The organism is Acinetobacter sp. SFA (assembly GCF_001647535.1).
Lineage (GTDB): Bacteria > Pseudomonadota > Gammaproteobacteria > Pseudomonadales > Moraxellaceae > Acinetobacter > Acinetobacter pecorum.
The window spans coordinates 1-15962 of record NZ_LSZI01000008.1 but is presented as its reverse complement, the minus strand read 5'-3'; the positions used below and the strand labels follow the sequence as shown (position 1 = coordinate 15962).

Annotated in this window: 15 protein-coding genes; 9 read left to right on the top strand and 6 right to left on the bottom strand. The window is 43.0% G+C overall.

Going from position 1 to position 15962, the window contains the following annotated elements:
• Window positions 1–49: 49 nt before the first annotated feature.
• Entirely contained in the window at window positions 50–565 is a 516-nt protein-coding gene (locus tag AY607_RS04690) for a nucleotidyltransferase family protein (protein WP_081408797.1), read from the top strand.
• A gap of 39 nt (window positions 566–604) precedes the next feature.
• Here AY607_RS04690 and AY607_RS04685 read toward each other — a convergent pair whose 3' ends face one another.
• Window positions 605–1570 (bottom strand): TerC family protein, encoded by a 966-nt coding sequence (locus AY607_RS04685; RefSeq protein ID WP_064095280.1) that lies wholly within the window; start codon window positions 1568–1570, stop codon window positions 605–607.
• Between the two features lie 332 nt (window positions 1571–1902).
• Entirely contained in the window at window positions 1903–3096 is a 1194-nt protein-coding gene (locus tag AY607_RS04680; RefSeq protein WP_064101905.1) for a sugar transporter, read from the bottom strand.
• A gap of 302 nt (window positions 3097–3398) precedes the next feature.
• On the opposite strand from AY607_RS04680, the gene AY607_RS04675 reads away from it, so the two are divergent.
• A complete protein-coding gene (locus AY607_RS04675; RefSeq protein WP_064101904.1) occupies window positions 3399–3689 on the top strand; it encodes a GNAT family N-acetyltransferase in 291 nt (96 codons plus the stop codon).
• On the opposite strand, the gene AY607_RS04670 is transcribed toward AY607_RS04675, so the two are convergent.
• Window positions 3682–4029 (bottom strand): hypothetical protein, encoded by a 348-nt coding sequence (locus AY607_RS04670; protein ID WP_064101903.1) that lies wholly within the window; start codon window positions 4027–4029, stop codon window positions 3682–3684. The two genes, AY607_RS04675 and AY607_RS04670, sit on opposite strands and share 8 nt — an antisense overlap.
• A 197-nt stretch (window positions 4030–4226) precedes the next feature.
• Between AY607_RS04670 and AY607_RS04665 the strand changes: the two genes are divergently transcribed.
• On the top strand, window positions 4227–4700 hold the full coding sequence (locus AY607_RS04665; protein ID WP_081408796.1) for a BLUF domain-containing protein: 474 nt from the start codon (window positions 4227–4229) through the stop codon (window positions 4698–4700).
• 78 nt (window positions 4701–4778) lie between these two features.
• Here AY607_RS04665 and AY607_RS04660 read toward each other — a convergent pair whose 3' ends face one another.
• Complete coding sequence (locus AY607_RS04660) at window positions 4779–5861, bottom strand: zinc-dependent alcohol dehydrogenase family protein (RefSeq protein WP_064095273.1); 1083 nt, start codon at window positions 5859–5861, stop codon at window positions 4779–4781.
• A gap of 358 nt (window positions 5862–6219) precedes the next feature.
• On the bottom strand, window positions 6220–7584 hold the full coding sequence (gene mpl, locus AY607_RS04655; protein WP_064095274.1) for a UDP-N-acetylmuramate:L-alanyl-gamma-D-glutamyl-meso-diaminopimelate ligase: 1365 nt from the start codon (window positions 7582–7584) through the stop codon (window positions 6220–6222).
• Between the two features lie 243 nt (window positions 7585–7827).
• Here mpl and AY607_RS04650 point away from each other — a divergent pair, with 243 nt between their 5' ends.
• The 4 genes from AY607_RS04650 (at window position 7828) to AY607_RS04635 (ending at window position 12013) form a co-directional block, all read left to right on the top strand.
• Complete coding sequence (locus AY607_RS04650; protein ID WP_064095281.1) at window positions 7828–8169, top strand: DMT family protein; 342 nt, start codon at window positions 7828–7830, stop codon at window positions 8167–8169.
• A gap of 198 nt (window positions 8170–8367) precedes the next feature.
• Window positions 8368–8880, top strand: coding sequence for a 5-(carboxyamino)imidazole ribonucleotide mutase (purE, locus tag AY607_RS04645; RefSeq protein WP_064095275.1), 513 nt, complete (start codon window positions 8368–8370; stop codon window positions 8878–8880).
• Window positions 8881–8895: 15 nt separating this feature from the next.
• Window positions 8896–10017 (top strand): 5-(carboxyamino)imidazole ribonucleotide synthase, encoded by a 1122-nt coding sequence (locus AY607_RS04640; RefSeq protein WP_064101902.1) that lies wholly within the window; start codon window positions 8896–8898, stop codon window positions 10015–10017.
• A gap of 703 nt (window positions 10018–10720) precedes the next feature.
• Window positions 10721–12013, top strand: a complete 1293-nt coding sequence (locus AY607_RS04635) for a lytic murein transglycosylase (RefSeq protein ID WP_064101901.1) — start codon at window positions 10721–10723, stop codon at window positions 12011–12013.
• Window positions 12014–12134: 121 nt separating this feature from the next.
• Here the strand turns inward: AY607_RS04635 and AY607_RS04630 are convergent, their stop codons facing one another.
• Window positions 12135–13262, bottom strand: a complete 1128-nt coding sequence (locus AY607_RS04630; RefSeq protein ID WP_005094877.1) for an anhydro-N-acetylmuramic acid kinase — start codon at window positions 13260–13262, stop codon at window positions 12135–12137.
• An 80-nt stretch (window positions 13263–13342) separates the two neighbouring features.
• Between AY607_RS04630 and tyrS the strand changes: the two genes are divergently transcribed.
• Together tyrS and AY607_RS04620 are read left to right on the top strand one after the other, a co-directional pair.
• On the top strand, window positions 13343–14557 hold the full coding sequence (gene tyrS / locus AY607_RS04625) for a tyrosine--tRNA ligase (RefSeq protein WP_044112806.1): 1215 nt from the start codon (window positions 13343–13345) through the stop codon (window positions 14555–14557).
• A gap of 485 nt (window positions 14558–15042) precedes the next feature.
• Window positions 15043–15312, top strand: coding sequence for a hypothetical protein (locus tag AY607_RS04620; protein WP_225215812.1), 270 nt, complete (start codon window positions 15043–15045; stop codon window positions 15310–15312).
• Window positions 15313–15962: the final 650 nt, after the last annotated feature.

Sequence of the window (15962 nt, the reverse complement as noted above, 5' to 3'; positions counted from 1 at the left end):
CAATGATCATAATCAATTGCAATAGATCGTGCGTGCGCAGCCGATCTTAATGCGCATCTTGCATCAGTTAGCACAATTGCACTCTAAAGCTTATGTCACAGCGGGTGTATTACGTCATGTGATCTGGGCACATTTACATGGCTGGGAATATGAAATGAATCATACTGAGGTCGATGTGATTTTCTATGATGAAAATGAGCAGGCTCGTCCTTTAGCGTGGCAACTGGCAGATCAGCTAAAGAACTATTTTCTAGATATTATTTGGGATGTGACTAATCAAGCTTTTGTACATGAGTGGTACCGGAGCGATCAAAATAAAAGGATTGAACCTTTGACTTCAGTTGAACAGCCCCTATCTCTTTGGCCAGAAACAGCCACAGCTTTGGCACTGCGCCTGCAAGATGATAATGCGTTAGAGTTGATCACCCCTTTCGGTTTGATCGATTTATTTGAGTTAAAGTTGCGTTGGAATCCAAATTTAGTCAGCTATGCCGTGTTCGATCAACGCATATTGAGCAAACATTTTTTGCAAAAATGGCCCAAATTATCCCTGATAGAACACTAAAAAAAAGCCTGCTGATGCAGGCTTTTTTAATGCTTAATTTTACAGTGTGGTTTCGTTATGCTTCTTGCTATGTCGAATCGACAAGATTGCAGTGATAGTCAAGACAAGCACAATAAAGCTTAAGGAAATCCAGATCGGCATATGGAACACATCCAGCATCAGCATCTTAAAGCCGATAAAGACCAGAATGATCCCGAGACCATAAGGCAGATAATGCATTTTTGAAGCTGCACCTGAGAGCAGGAAGAACATGGCGCGTAGGCCTAAAATCGCCATCAGGTTTGCAGTGAGAACAATAAAGGGATCGGTGGTAACGGCAAAAATAGCTGGAATAGAATCGACGGCAAAGATCACATCAGAGGCTTCGACCAGAATCAGGACCAGGAACAACGGCGTTGCCCAGAGCAATCCGTTTTGACGTACAAAAAATTTGTCACCCTGAAGTTTCGGGGTGATACGCATGTGTTTACGTAGCCATTTCAGGATGGCCATATCTTCAATATTACTGTCTTCTTCATGCTGACCGCGCAGAAACTTGAAGCCGGTATACACCAGGAACGCACCGAAGATATACAGAATCCAGGAGAACTCCTGTACAAACCAGGCACCAATAAAAATGAAGATGGTTCTGAGTATAATCGCACCCAGTACACCATATAACAGCAATTTACGTTGTAGTGCCGGTGGAATGGCAAAGGCGGCGAAGATCATCAGCCAGACAAAAACATTATCAATTGCCAGGGATTTTTCCAGCAGATAACCGGCAAAGTATTCCATGACCTTGGTATTGGCAATTGCCACACCTGCAGTCTGTTCCAGATACAGCCATAAACCGCCACCAAATAAGGTGGCGACACTGACCCAGGCAATACTCCAGTAGGCCGCAGTGCGGACTTTTACTTCCTGGCCATGCTGATGCTTAAAGCCGATAAAATCGATCACCAGCATGACGGCGACAATTGCGAAAAAGACAAGATACAACCAGAGCGTACCAATTGTTTCCATGTGAACTCTCCACATCGGACGACTGGCCATAAAAAAACCTTGACCAGCTGCCAGATGAAAAACATCTATAACAACATGATCAAGGTCTTGCCTACATCTTGGTGTTTCACTTTTTTATATCAAGTGTGACCTAAAGATGCTCAGATACCGACTTTTTGCAAAGTGTAATGACGATATTCTGACACGTTCAAAAACTGAAATTTCATTCTTAAACGTTTGGAGGAGGCTACTCCCCTTGTTCAAACTCAATTCTGTTTGAGCGATTGCTCAATATGCAAGGAGCATGACAGATCTGACTGGAAATCACAATTTATTTTACAAAAAAGCAGCGTTTAATCAGCAGCTTTGGACAGAAAATCTGGACGTTTAACCAGATAGATACTGAGCAGAAATCCAAGCATTGCCAGCCCCGCCCCTACCCAGCCTATGCTGTCTAAACCGATCTGTGTCGTAATGATACCGCCAAGTAAGGCACCTGCACCTATACCAACATTATATAGTCCTGAATAAATGGCCATGGCGACATCGGTAGCATCTGCCGCAAGATTCAGGGTTTTGGATTGTAAGGCCAAACTAAAGCCAATAATACTCAAGCCCCACAGCAAGGTTAATCCAGACAGTCCTGTGACCGTAGCAGAGAGTGGCAAGAGCAGTAACATTGAAATGGCCATACCCAAGCTAAAAGCAGGAATTGTCATTTTCGGGAATTGTGCAGCAAAGCGGCCAAACAGATATGAACCCAGAAAACCCGCTCCGCCATAGACCAGCAGTAAGGTCGTAGTCTGTTCAGAAGTAAATCCGGCGATATTCAGAGAAAATGGCTCAATATAGCTATAGGCGGTAAATTGCGCAGTAATCATCAGAATGGTCAAAGCAAAGACCAGCATCAGGCTTGGACGTCGGATCAGGACTTTTAGGCTGCTCAAGGAGCCTGAATTTACACTGGGCAGAAGTGGCAAGGCTTTAGCCAGAATCAGACAAATAATAAGTGCAGCACAGGCAATCAGGGCAAAACTGTTACGCCAGCCATATGCTTCACCAATCATCCGGCCAAATGGAATGCCCAGTACCATAGCCATGGCTGTTCCTGTGGCCAGCAAGCCCAGTGCCTGAAATTCTTTGCCTTTAGGTGCCACCCGAACCGCGAGTGAGGCAGTAATCGACCAGAATAAGGCATGTGCAATGGCAATCCCGACCCGGCTAACTAGTAGTACACTAAAACTCCAGGCAAAATAAGACAGGACATGACTCAAAATAAATACTGCAAAGACCAGCATCAGCAAAAAACGCCGTTCTACGGTTTTAGTGAGTAGCATGATCGGAAGTGAGAGTAATGCCACGATCCAGGCATAAATAGTGAGCATGATACCGATCTGGGTCGCAGACATGGCAAAGCTATGGCCGATTCCGCTTAGTAAGGCCACAGGAATAAATTCAGTCGTATTAAAAATAAAAGCCGCACAGGCTAAGGCAATTACCCCAATCCATTGCTGGGTGACAGAAGAAGCAGAAGCTGAATCAGACATAAGGGATTGCCTGTAAAAAGATGCAGTATTCTAATCCTGTCTCTTAATCAGGAAGTAGATAAAAATTAAAATTCAAGAAAGAAAAAAAATGTAGAAAAAACTGTGATGATTTAAGCGAGATTATCCCTGCAATTAAGACAGCAATAAAACCTGATAGAGGGCAGGAAAATTTAAAATAAATAAGGGAGTGAAATAAAAAATTTCATCACCTATTAAAAACTTAACAATAATTCATATTGTTAATTCAGCAAGATGTTTTAAATTGAAAGAACCAGCAATTTTACACAGGATCAGCTTTCAGTATGGATATTCAACATCAGGATTCAAAACGCGGCGGTGTATTTTTTATGGAAGAAAATGGTCGACGTCTGGCCGAAATTACCTATCAGTGGCATGATGCGTCAACCATTGTGGCCGATCATACCTGGGTAGACAATTCCTTGCGCGGTCAGGGGATTGCACGCAAAATGCTGGACGTGCTGGTGGATTTTGCCCGCCAGAAACAGTTAAAAATTATTCCGCAATGTTCCTATGTGGATGTCATGTTTAAACGTGATTCTAGTCTGGCCGATGTCGCAGCAACGGCTATTTGACTATCCAGGGAGAATTTTCAAAAGATCGGCCTAGTTTTTCTTTTAAAACAGGCAGAACTACACCCTGTAACAGGGTATATATACCAAAGCCTGCCATCATACCGGTCATGGCCCAGAAAATTTCTTCAAATTGTTGCAGCATCAACAAAATTGCCATAATCAGCAGATAACTGGCATGGAAATAAATGTGATGACCGACAAATTGTAAAATGGTCCAGCTGATAAAAATCGAACTGATGAGCAGATTGGTTTGAGTACTGAAGGCCAAATTATTTAAAGTGATCATCAGGGCAAAACACCCACATAGTAAGCCGAGGGTTAAGATCAGATCTTTTAACATCAGGCTGTGTCCTTATGTTTATGGTAGGTGTATGAAAATATTCGTTTAATAATTTAGAGGCTATTGTTAAAAGTTCAAATCTAAAATGCAAACAGAAATGCTTGTAAGCAAAAACGGATATTTGCTTAAAAAATAGTCGACTTAAGGTAAAATAATTGATTAAACTGCAGTTTTAATTCCTCCTCTGAGTAAGACGCATGATGCTACAACTTTGCTATGCCAGTGAACGGATAGAATCTGAACAAGAGTTGTTACAAGAGTTGAGCGATATTTTGGCGACTGCCCGGAATTTTAATCAACAGCATCAGATTCATGGCGTTTTATATTATTCCCATGGCAAGTTTTTCCAATGTCTGGAAGGCCAGACTGAAATAGTGGAAAGCTTATTTCTGCGCATTTCTCGAGATGCCCGCCATCACAATGTCCTGCGTTTTGAAGATGCGTTTGTAGAACAGTCCCATTTCTCGGAATGGTCAATGAAATATGTGCATAAACATAGTGAAATTTCTTCTTTATTTTCACGTTTAGGTTTCAAGCAGTTTGAACCGCATGCTTTACAGCAGTCAGGAATTTCTGAATTTTTGAAAGTGCTGTATCGTCTGGAGGAAAATCAGGCCAGTCTGGCATCACCCAAAGGTTATAAGCAACGCGGGTATGTCCCCTACTTCTGATCTATTGATCGATTGATTTGTAGATAAAAGTAGAAAATAAAAAAGTCCGCATGGCGGACTTTTTTAATCTGACAGGTATCAGTTCATGTCAATCATGACTTTTAATGCCTTTTCATCAGCTGCATGTTTAAATACATCATAGGCTTTTTCAAAATCGGCAAATTTAAAATGATGGGTTGCCAGTTTTTCCAGTGGCAGTTTGCCGGAACAGCAGGTTTTAAGCAGCATACCGGTTGTATTGGCATTGACTAGACCTGTAGTAATCGTCAGGTTTTTAATCCAGAGTTTGTTCAGTTCAAAGCTGACAGGTTTGCCGTGCACGCCGACGTTGGCGACATGTCCACCCTCTTTGACGATATGTTGACAAATATTCCAGGTAGGTTCTATCCCTACTGCTTCAATGGCACAGTCCACACCGCGCCCATCAGTAATCTCTAAAATTTTCTGGATGGCATCTTCCTTGGCGGAGTTGACAGTATGAGTCGCCCCTATAGTTTTGGAAAATTCCAGCCGGTTATCATCCGTATCCACCATAATAATATTGGCAGGTGAGTAGAATTGTGCAGTCAATAGGCAACTCATGCCAATTGGCCCTGCGCCGACCACAGCGACATTGTCACCTGGTTTGACATCGCCATATTGCACCCCAATTTCATGGGAAGTAGGCAAAATATCTGAGAGAAACACGGCCACGTCTTGATCCAGGCCTTCAGGTAAATGATAAAGTGAAGTGTCGGCAAAGGGAGTACGCACATATTCGGCATGAGTGCCGTCAATCATATAACCCATGATCCAGCCGCCGTCATTGCGACAATGGGCATACAGCTGTTTCTGGCAGTTTTCACAGGTTCCACAGCGGCTGACACAGGAGATAATGACCCGGTCACCCTTTTTGAAGTTCTTGACTGCCGCACCGACTTCTTCCACTATGCCAATGCCTTCATGGCCCAGAATCCGGCCATTAAAACTACCTTCTTTTCGTACAGCTTCCTGCTCAATTTCCGGGTTTTTACCTTTCCATATCCCGAGATCGGTACCACAAATCGTGACTTTTTCTAGTTTGATGATGGCATCGCCAGGATGCAAAAGAGTGGGAACAGGGCGGTCTTCAAAGCGGATATCATTTTCGCCGTAATAGACCATCGCTTTCATACTTGTCATGACACATCTCCTAAGGGAGTGAGGAGTGAGAATGACCTGGCTTAGCCAGAATGGTGAATGCCTTAATCGCTTTTATTAGAGTGGCAGCAATGGGCTGATTCATGATCTAGCTTTCAGGTCTATAAATACCTGTATTCTTCCCGATTATGCCTTGCGTGTTATGGGGCTACAATGAGTCTTATGTATAGATTGCAACAAAAAATCATCAGGGGGAATTTAGGGAGGAATCCGCTGTTTGGATCAATATCTAAGTCATGGTATTTCAGGTCAGTACAGGTATACACTTTTGCTCAATGAATATTTTAACCTGTTAAAAAAAAGCCCGCTTAGCGGGCTTTTTTACTGACTCTAGATTAATTTATGCTTGTAAAACAGTCATTAGCTTCTGATGCAAACCGCCAAAACCGCCATTTGACATAATCACTACGGCATCACCCTCGCCTGCTTCAGCGACCACAGTCTGAATGATGTCATCCAGTGTGCGTGCAACTTTGGCTTTGTTGGGTGCAGCATCAATGACCGGTTGCAGATCCCAGTCCAGCCCTTCAGGTTGATACCAGATCACTTCATCCGCCAGACGAGCAGAATGGGCCAGACCATCTTTATGGCTGCCCATACGCATGGTATTGGAGCGCGGTTCGATAATCGCCCAGAGTTTGCGTTCACCCAGACGTTTACGTGCGCCTTCCAGGGTCGTGTCAATCGCTGTCGGATGATGGGCAAAATCATCATACACCTCGATACCACGGACTGTGCCTAGCAGCTCCATACGGCGTTTTACTCCGCCAAAATTCGATAGCGCTTCACAGGCTGTTGCAATGGATACCCCGACATGTTCAGCGGCTGCGATTGTCGCAAGTGCATTGGCAACTGAATGTTGCCCGGTCATATTCCACAGCACTTCACCTTTGACCACACCATGTTGCAGCACTTTGAAATGGGAACCATCTTCCGATAACTGCTCAGCATACAGCTCAGCTTTTTCATTGGCATCCAGACTAGTACGCACCACCGGTGTCCAGCAGCCTTGTTCCAAGACTTCATCAATATTACTTTCAGTAATTGGTGCGATAATCCGGCCTTCGCTGGGAATGGTACGGACTAAATGATGGAACTGTTTTTGAATTGCTGCCAGATCATCGAAGATATCGGCATGGTCAAATTCCAGGTTATTTAAAATTGCAGTTTTAGGATGGTAATGTACGAACTTGGAACGCTTGTCGAAGAAAGCAGAGTCATATTCATCCGCTTCGACACAGAAGTATTTGCCACCGCCCAGACGTGCGCTTTCCGAAAAGCCAAGGGGTACACCACCAATCAGGAAACCCGGCTCCAGACCGGCTTGATCCAGGACCCAGGCCAGCATGGTGGTCGTCGTCGTTTTGCCATGTGTTCCGGCAACACCTAAAACATGTTTGCCCTGCAGCACATGATCGGCCAGGAACTGCGGACCCGAAATATAAGGCAGACCTTCATTCAGCATGTATTCCACAGCATCAATGCCGCGCTTCATGGCATTACCGACAATCACCAGATCCGGATGAGGCTGCAAATGACTACGATCATAGCCCTGCATTAAAGTAATGCCTGCATTTTCAAGTTGGGTCGACATCGGCGGATATACATTCAGGTCAGAACCTGTTACCTGATGGCCTAGATCGCGTGCAAGTAGCGCTAACGAGCCCATAAAGGTGCCACAAATACCCAAAATATGCAGATGCATCTACTTCACTCCGTTCCTGTCTGACCCTGTCACCTTAGATTGGTGCTACTGGCATGATTTATTCAATTTGCAAGCAACGATAGCAAGGCTTTACACGAAAAGATAGTCAAAACTCAGAGCGGATTGCGGGATTTTTTTAATCCAGTTTCAAGGATAAACTCAAAGAAAAGTTACAAGCAGTGCAATATCTTTTCACCAAATAAACGGTAAAATAAGTTAAACCTTTTTGCAGAGTGCATGCAGATGCTCCAGGCTCTATTTCTTCTGGTGATTGCCAACTGTTTTATGACACTGGCCTGGTACGGACATTTAAAGTTTTTGCCGCATGATGCACCCCTCTGGCAGGCAATTTTATTCAGCTGGATCATTGCCCTGTTTGAATATAGCCTGATGATTCCGGCGACCAAATTACTGGCACAGCAAGGACTGGCTGTCGGTCAAATGAAAATTACCCAGGAAGTGGTGACCTTACTGGTGTTTGTACCTTTCATGATTTTCATGTTTAAACAGCCGCTTAGACTGGATTATCTCTGGGCCGCTTTGTGTCTGTGCGGATGTATCTATTTTGTATTCCGCAGTTCCTAAATGGCAGTAACTACGACTACTCCCCTATTTTTATTCCAGTTTTTAAGAATTCAATAAAAAAATAAGAAAAATCGAGTCTTGCTTTGACCGTTAAATTTTATGAAGCTGAATTTTCAGTCTATAATGAGTACTCCTATTCAAGCTTGGCTCTCTCGTCGAGATTTATCTTTTCTTACTTTAATCTCTGGAAAATTTGCAATGAATGCGGCTGCTGCACAAGATACTCCTCTCGTAGGTATTATCATGGGTTCTCAATCAGATTGGGCAACTCTCGAACACACTGCCAATATGCTTAAACAGCTTGGTGTCCCATTTGAAGCCGAAGTCGTTTCTGCACATCGTACCCCAGACCGCCTGTTTGAATATGCCGAGCAAGCGCGTGATCGTGGTATTCAGGTGATTATTGCCGGTGCAGGCGGTGCAGCGCATTTACCGGGGATGTGTGCAGCGAAAACTGATTTGCCAGTACTGGGCGTACCGGTGAAATCTTCGATTTTAAACGGTGTTGATTCATTGCTGTCTATTGTGCAAATGCCAGCCGGTATTGCAGTCGGTACCTTGGCGATTGGTCCTGCCGGTGCCACGAATGCTGCCATTATGGCGGCGCAAATTCTGGGTTTGACCCGTCCAGAGATCGCAAAAAATGTTGCAGATTTCCGTACGGCGCAAACAGATAAAGTGGCAAGCAACAATATTCCAGGCCAGGTTTAAGTCGAGATACAGATTATGGATAAAACCATCGGTATTTTTGGTGGCGGTCAGCTGGGTCGTATGATGGCGCAAGCGGCACTTCCATTAAATATTCAATGTACATTTTTTGAAGCCAGCACAGACTGCCCTTCTGCTGCATTAGGTCCAGTGATTTCGAGCAAAGCTGAAAATGGTCTGCAAGACTTTATTAACAGTGCAGATGTATTTAGCCTAGAGTTTGAAAACACGCCCCTTGCAGATGTTGACGTACTGACGCAAAGCAAGCAACTGCATCCGCCACGTCAGGCTTTGGCGATTGCACAGCATCGTCTGTCTGAAAAAGCCTTGTTTGATGAACTGGCTATTCCGGTTGCACCGTATAAAGCGGTCACTTCACTGGAAAGTTTAAAAACAGCTGTAGTTGAACTGGGCTTGCCGATCGTACTGAAAACCTCGCGTGGCGGTTATGATGGCAAAGGCCAATTCGTTTTACGTTCGGCAGACCAGATGGATCAGGCCTGGGCAGAATTGGGTCCTGCGGGTGAACTGATTGCTGAAAGTTTTGTAACTTTCTCACGTGAAGTCTCAATCATTGCAGTACGTGGCCAGAATGGCGATGTCAAAACCTGGCCTTTGGCAGAAAACCATCATCATAACGGGATCCTGTCGCATTCGATTGTGCCTGCACCATACAGTGCAGATTTGCAGCCTGTGGCGCAGGACTACATCACTCGCCTGCTGAATCATCTGAACTATGTTGGTGTGCTGACCCTTGAGCTGTTTGTGACAGACAAAGGCTTATATGCCAACGAGATGGCGCCACGCGTGCATAACTCGGGGCACTGGTCGATTGAAGGCGCCGTATGTTCACAGTTTGAGAATCATGTACGTGCAGTGGCAGGTTTACCTTTAGGTTCAACGGAAGTGATCCGTCCAACTGTCTTGGTGAACATCATTGGGCAGTATCCAAAGTCTGAAGATGTACTGGCATTAGAAGGGGCGCATTTGCATCTTTACAACAAGTCAGAGCGCGAAGGCCGCAAGATTGGTCATATTACCCTGATGCCAAATGACAGTACGCAATTGTCTATACTTTGCCGTCAACTGGCGAAAATTCTACCAAATCCATTGGCATTGAGCGAAGATATGACCATCTAGGCTTTAACTTGCTGATAAAAAAAGCGATCACTACTGTGATCGCTTTTTTATTTGCCTGCTTTCAGGCATGATTGCGCCTCTTTAAAAATACCTGCCATTGGTCGGATCATTTTGTAGAATAATTGATTATAAACCGATCAATTGATTATAAATATCATCATCTCATTCAAGCCGATTTTGCGCGGGATTGTTGCTATTCAACTATGGATAAGCCTGAATCAATATTTGAATTTAAAACTAGGATATGGTTTTAAATTTAAATTCATAAAAATAAATTCAAATTTAAAATAGCTTTGAATTCAAATTGTACTTTTAAATTCAAAAGCATGAATTCAAATTTAAAATCCGATAAATAAATTCAAAGTTTCTGAATTTAAAACTGGCTCGTCATTTTAATGAATTTAAAACCAGCATCGTGTCAGCCAGAAGCTCTGACGGTTTAAAGCACTCTATTATCAACTTAAGTTATCCACAATTAATTTTTAAATTCATAAAATTGGACTCAATTTATAACTTTAAATTCAAAACCGCGCGCATTTTGAATTTAAAAAACAACCTGTGGATAAATATTTAAATTTAAAACTACAAAATGAATTCAAAAGTGTAGAAATTATGAATTTAAATTTACGTATTGGCGCTTTAATTTTCATCATGAGCTGCTAAGGTAAAAACATAATTCGAAATCTAAATATTCAGGGGTCTTATGCAACGGCTTGCACTTTTTGTTGGTTCTGTGGTTTTGGCTGCAACTCAGGCACAGGCAGAACTTATTATTAATGGCCAGCGTGTCACACCGACTAATTTGCCTGCTAGTTCAAGTAGTCCAAATTATGCATCCCAAAATAATTTTCAGAATTGTCTTGCCAATTTACGCAGTCAGGCAGTTGCCCAAGGGGTGAGTGGTTCAACTTATGATCGCTATACCCAAAATTTAACACCCGATTATTCTGTGATCGAGCGCCTGAACTATCAGCCTGAGTTTTCAACACCGATCTGGGATTATTTGTCAGGTTTGGTTGATGAAGAGCGTGTCCAACTGGGCCGGCAAAAACTGCAGCAGCATCGTGAAGTGTTAAACCGTATTAGTGCCGTTTATGGGGTGCCTGCAGAAACCATCGTGGCGGTATGGGGAGTAGAAAGTAATTTCGGTGATATTTCGGGTCGTTACCCTTTATTGCAGGCTTTGGGTACCTTGAGCTGTGAAGGTCGTCGTCAAAGTTATTTCCGTGGTGAGTTCTTTACCACCATGAAACTGCTGCAGCGTGGTGATGTGCGTGAAGAGCAGCTGCGTGGCTCATGGGCAGGCGCATTTGGTCATACCCAGTTTATGCCATCGACTTATGATGAACTTGCAGTTGATTTTGATGGTGATGGCCGACGTGATCTGGTTTCGAGCATTCCTGATGCACTGGCGTCGACCGCAAACTTTTTAAGCAAGCGAGGCTGGCAGAGCGGACAACCTTGGGGTTTTGAAGTCAAGATCCCGCAAGGCATGTCGGTTTCTGGTGAAGGCCGTCGTAATAAAAAATCCTTGAGTAACTGGCTTAATCAGGGGGTGGTGCGTGCCGACGGTTCGCCTTTAATTCAAGGAAATTTATCACAATCCTCTCAAGCCGGATTACTTGCGCCTGCGGGGCCGAATGGCCCGGTGTTCCTGGTCTTTAAAAACTTTGATGCCATTTATAGCTATAACGCGGCAGAAAGTTATGCCTTGGCGATTGCACATCTGTCAGATCGTTTGCAGGGTAAAGGTAGCTTTACGGCCACATGGCCCACCGATGATCCGGGAACTTCTCGTGCAGAACGTCGTGAGATCCAGCAATTTTTATTGAATCGAGGTTATGACATTGGTGCGGTGGATGGCCTGATTGGAGATAAAACCCGTCAGGCGATTCGTCAGGAACAGCAGCGTTTGGGCTTAAGTCCTACAGGTCGTGCCGGTCAGCAAATTTTGCGGGCCTTTAGAAATGAAAATGCCAAACGCATGATGCAATAAAGAATATTGAAAACTGAAAAAGGTCTGCATTTTTGCAAACCTTTTTTGACGACTGTTTTTGAGTAGCTATTTTGAGTAGCTGTGTAGCATAGCCATGCAAGATAATAGTAATTCGCTGAATTTAAACAGCAGTAATGGTGCCGAGAACGCGATAGCCAGCGGCACCAGTGACTGCAGGCAGGTTGCCATTTAGCTGATTCATAAAACGCATGGCCAGCCAGGCAAAGGCAGTAGCTTCTACCCAGGTCGGACTGAGGCCCAGATCGGCGGTAGTCTGTACGCTCCATTCATGTTTGCGCAGGCGCCAGCGCAACTGCTCCAGTAAATGTGAGTTGTAGGCACCACCACCGCAAACAAAAACCTGTCCGGTATCCATGCCGGAGCGGTAAATGGCTTTTTTAATGGCACGGGTGGTGAGCTTTAATAAAGTCGCCTGTACATTTTCTGGAGTGTCTTCCAGTTCATCGTATTGTAGGTCATTGCGCCAGTCAGCAATCTGTTCATCCAGCCATTCCAAGTTAAAATCTTCACGACCGGTACTTTTCGGAGGCTCTTTGGAGAAGAATTCGTGTGACTGCAAGCGATCCAGCAAGCTGCGAATCGGGGTGCCATAGGCTGCCCAGTTACCATTTTCATCAAAAGGCTGACCGGTATAACGGGAACACCAAGCATCCATCAAGATATTGGCCGGTCCGGTATCAAAACCATACACCTCTTCAGGCTTGCCGGCAGGCAGCAGGCTGACATTCGCAATACCGCCCAGATTTAAAATTACCCGGTGAATGCTGTCATGCTGGAAGATATCCTGATGAAATGCTGGAACTAAAGGTGCTCCCTGACCACCTGCCGCCAGATCACGACGACGGAAATCTGAAATCACCGGAATCTGGGTAATTTCAGTAATGATGTTCGGGTCACCAATTTGCAGGGTGAAGCCATGTTCAGGACGATGCCGGATAGTCTGGCCATGCGAGCCAATCGCCTTAATTCTGGATTTATCCAGGTTATTTTTTTCAATCAGCGCATTAATACCATGACCAATCATTTGTGCCAATGCAACATCGGCCTTACCCATGCGGTCAATTTCATTGTCATCTGGCAAGGTCAGTGCCATCAGCTCATCCCGAAGGTCGGGATCAAATGCCAAAGTGAGTGTGGCATGAAGCTGGAGTGGATCAAAAGAAGCAGCAACAATATCGACACCATCCATGCTCGTGCCGGTCATTACCCCAATATAGATCGCTGTCATGGTTATTCTTAAGCCTGCAATATGCTGAAAAAGTGTTAGTATATCGCACAAATTGAGTAACTGATGTATTGGATTTTGTGATGTCAAATTTCCTGCCGGCTGAAGAACAACTTGCCCTCATTCAACGAGGCACCCACGAAATTATTTCTGAAGAAGACCTTCTCAAGAAATTAAAACAGAATCGCCCATTAAAAATTAAAGCGGGTTTTGACCCGACTGCGCCTGACTTACACCTGGGTCATACGGTTCTCATTAATAAGTTAAAAGTATTTCAGGACTTGGGTCATGAGGTGTACTTCCTGATCGGTGACTATACTGCGATGATCGGTGACCCAACCGGAAAAAGTGCGACACGTCCACCGTTGTCACGTGAACAAGTTTTAGAAAATGCTAAAACTTATCAAGAACAAGTATTTAAGATTCTTGATCCAAACAAAACCAAAGTGGTGTTCAACTCGGAATGGTTTGCTCAAAAAACTGCAGCTGATCTGATTCAACTGGCATCTCAGCAAACGGTTGCACGTATGCTTGAGCGTGATGACTTTACCAAGCGCTATAACAATCATCAGCCAATCGCGATTCATGAATTCTTGTATCCATTGGTTCAGGGTTATGACTCGATCGCACTGGAAGCAGATGTAGAGCTGGGTGGTACAGACCAGACCTTTAACCTGTTGATGGGTCGTACGCTTCAAGGTCGTTATGATCAGGAACCACAAGTCTGTATTACTGTACCAATTCTTGAAGGTCTGGATGGCGTCAACAAGATGTCCAAGTCTTTAGGTAACTATATTGGTGTATTTGATGCACCAGGTGCGATGTACCAAAAAGTGCTTTCAATGCCGGATTCTCTGATCGAGCGTTATTTTGACCTGTTAAGTTTCAAGTCAATTGAAGAAATTCAGCAACTATTAAAAGAAGTGGCAGAAGGCCGTAATCCGCAAGAAGTCAAAAAGATTCTCGCGTTAGAGCTGGTCGAGCGTTTCCATGGTGCTGAAGCAGCTGCCAATGCACATAAAGGTGCAGGTAATATCATTACTGAAGGTGAATTGCCTGAAGGTACGCCTGAAGTGACCATTTCACGTGCTGAATTCGGTGGCGAAATCTTTATTACTTCAATTTTACGTGAAGCAGGCTTAACTAAAAATGCAGCACAAGCCAAAGATGCACTTGGTCGTGGTGCGGTAAAAGTGGACTGGAAGCCAGTTGATGCCTCTTTTTCTGTGAAAGAGAACGTGACTTTGATTATTCAAGCGAGTAAAAAATCCATCGCTAAAGTGACTTTTGTTGACTAAATTTAGAGCTAAGTTGTTGAAATAAAAGCAGGCTTCGGCCTGCTTTTTTATTGATGTCCTATATTCATAAATCGAATAAGTAACTTCAAAAAAAACCCTATGAAAACAATAGGTAATTTTTTCCAAATTGCTTGCTTTTCGGGAATATTATGTATAGGATTTATTCATCTAGAGAATTTGTTTAGACATCTAGAGGGTAGTAATAATAAGGTAAATCCACAATTTATAAGGTCTCCTTCCAAAGAGACTCTTTTTAAGCTTTAAAGTGAATAACTATAATAATGACATCGTGGATCGGGTAAAGATTCAATTCTAAGGGAGAGATTTTGGGAGAGATCTCTTCCTTTTTTATTGCTGTGGTCTAAGCGCGATTTTCGGTATTCAACAAATGAAATAAAGTCAAAATTAGCTTCATCCTTTTTTAAACCTCATTTCATTTATAAAAAAGAAAGGTAAATAAGGTGTATCACTACCAGACTGAACAGATGTTTGATGAAGATATTGATTTCATTTTACGTTTTTTATTTGAATATGACGTTTCTGAACAAAAGCGAAAGTCTTTTCACTATGCTTGTGCTTTATTCCAGCAATTAGATCTTGCCTCACATTATCTGCTTTTTTCCTTAGTCAAAGAACGATTACCACATCGGGCTAAATTATTATTCGCTGCTGAAGACTATAACGGTAAAAAAGAGGTTATTCAGGAAGTGATGCAGCATTGGATAAAAGATCGTAGTTCATCAAAGACGAATTAATCTACTTTAATCCCTTTTTATCTTTAAATATCTTTAATGAAATTTTAGAACTGATCTGGAACCAGTGGGGATCAGGCCGGTATTTGTGCTTTTAAAAATCTCGTAGTAAAAAAAGATCATAGAAAAAGTAGTAAATTTTGCTTTCTACCTTTATTTGTCTAATAAGCCAGTTAGAAAACAGAAAAAGATATAAATAGATATAAGGAAATTTTAGAAAGTTCTGGATATAGAGTGTGGAAAACTTAACGTCTGATTGAAGTTTAGGCATTTTTTTGAAATTTATACATTTTTGATAGCTATGAGGTCTTAATGAGATTGGCGGTATTAAAGAAAATTGCACTGAGTACAGCTTTTAATGCAGAAAAATGCTCAAAATTTAGATAAAAAAACGATTTTTTAATGAATTTTGTAGAAAAAAGATACATGCGTGAAAAATATAGTGAATTGGGGGTTGCAATGATTCTGAAATCCTCTAGAATGCACCCATACCGACGAGATAGACGGAAACGAACGAAGCAGATTGCTGAGTTGTTAAGTATATCGAAGTCCAGCTTCTAGCACTGACGAGGTGTTAGAAAGATCATTAAGAGATTATGAAGAACAACTTGTGTGGATTTTTACTGGTTGATTGATCGAAATTATTTTCATTG

What these genes read in the sequence shown, in the direction of transcription:
- AY607_RS04690 (WP_081408797.1), top strand. Translation starts at nt 50, where the DNA reads ATGCGCATCTTGCATCAGTTAGCACAATTGCACTCTAAAGCTTATGTC.
- AY607_RS04685 (WP_064095280.1), bottom strand. Translation starts at nt 1,570, where the DNA reads ATGGAAACAATTGGTACGCTCTGGTTGTATCTTGTCTTTTTCGCAATT.
- AY607_RS04680 (WP_064101905.1), bottom strand. Translation starts at nt 3,096, where the DNA reads ATGTCTGATTCAGCTTCTGCTTCTTCTGTCACCCAGCAATGGATTGGG.
- AY607_RS04675 (WP_064101904.1), top strand. Translation starts at nt 3,399, where the DNA reads ATGGATATTCAACATCAGGATTCAAAACGCGGCGGTGTATTTTTTATG.
- AY607_RS04670 (WP_064101903.1), bottom strand. Translation starts at nt 4,029, where the DNA reads ATGTTAAAAGATCTGATCTTAACCCTCGGCTTACTATGTGGGTGTTTT.
- AY607_RS04665 (WP_081408796.1), top strand. Translation starts at nt 4,227, where the DNA reads ATGATGCTACAACTTTGCTATGCCAGTGAACGGATAGAATCTGAACAA.
- AY607_RS04660 (WP_064095273.1), bottom strand. Translation starts at nt 5,861, where the DNA reads ATGACAAGTATGAAAGCGATGGTCTATTACGGCGAAAATGATATCCGC.
- mpl (WP_064095274.1), bottom strand. Translation starts at nt 7,584, where the DNA reads ATGCATCTGCATATTTTGGGTATTTGTGGCACCTTTATGGGCTCGTTA.
- AY607_RS04650 (WP_064095281.1), top strand. Translation starts at nt 7,828, where the DNA reads ATGCTCCAGGCTCTATTTCTTCTGGTGATTGCCAACTGTTTTATGACA.
- purE (WP_064095275.1), top strand. Translation starts at nt 8,368, where the DNA reads ATGAATGCGGCTGCTGCACAAGATACTCCTCTCGTAGGTATTATCATG.
- AY607_RS04640 (WP_064101902.1), top strand. Translation starts at nt 8,896, where the DNA reads ATGGATAAAACCATCGGTATTTTTGGTGGCGGTCAGCTGGGTCGTATG.
- AY607_RS04635 (WP_064101901.1), top strand. Translation starts at nt 10,721, where the DNA reads ATGCAACGGCTTGCACTTTTTGTTGGTTCTGTGGTTTTGGCTGCAACT.
- AY607_RS04630 (WP_005094877.1), bottom strand. Translation starts at nt 13,262, where the DNA reads ATGACAGCGATCTATATTGGGGTAATGACCGGCACGAGCATGGATGGT.
- tyrS (WP_044112806.1), top strand. Translation starts at nt 13,343, where the DNA reads ATGTCAAATTTCCTGCCGGCTGAAGAACAACTTGCCCTCATTCAACGA.
- AY607_RS04620 (WP_225215812.1), top strand. Translation starts at nt 15,043, where the DNA reads ATGTTTGATGAAGATATTGATTTCATTTTACGTTTTTTATTTGAATAT.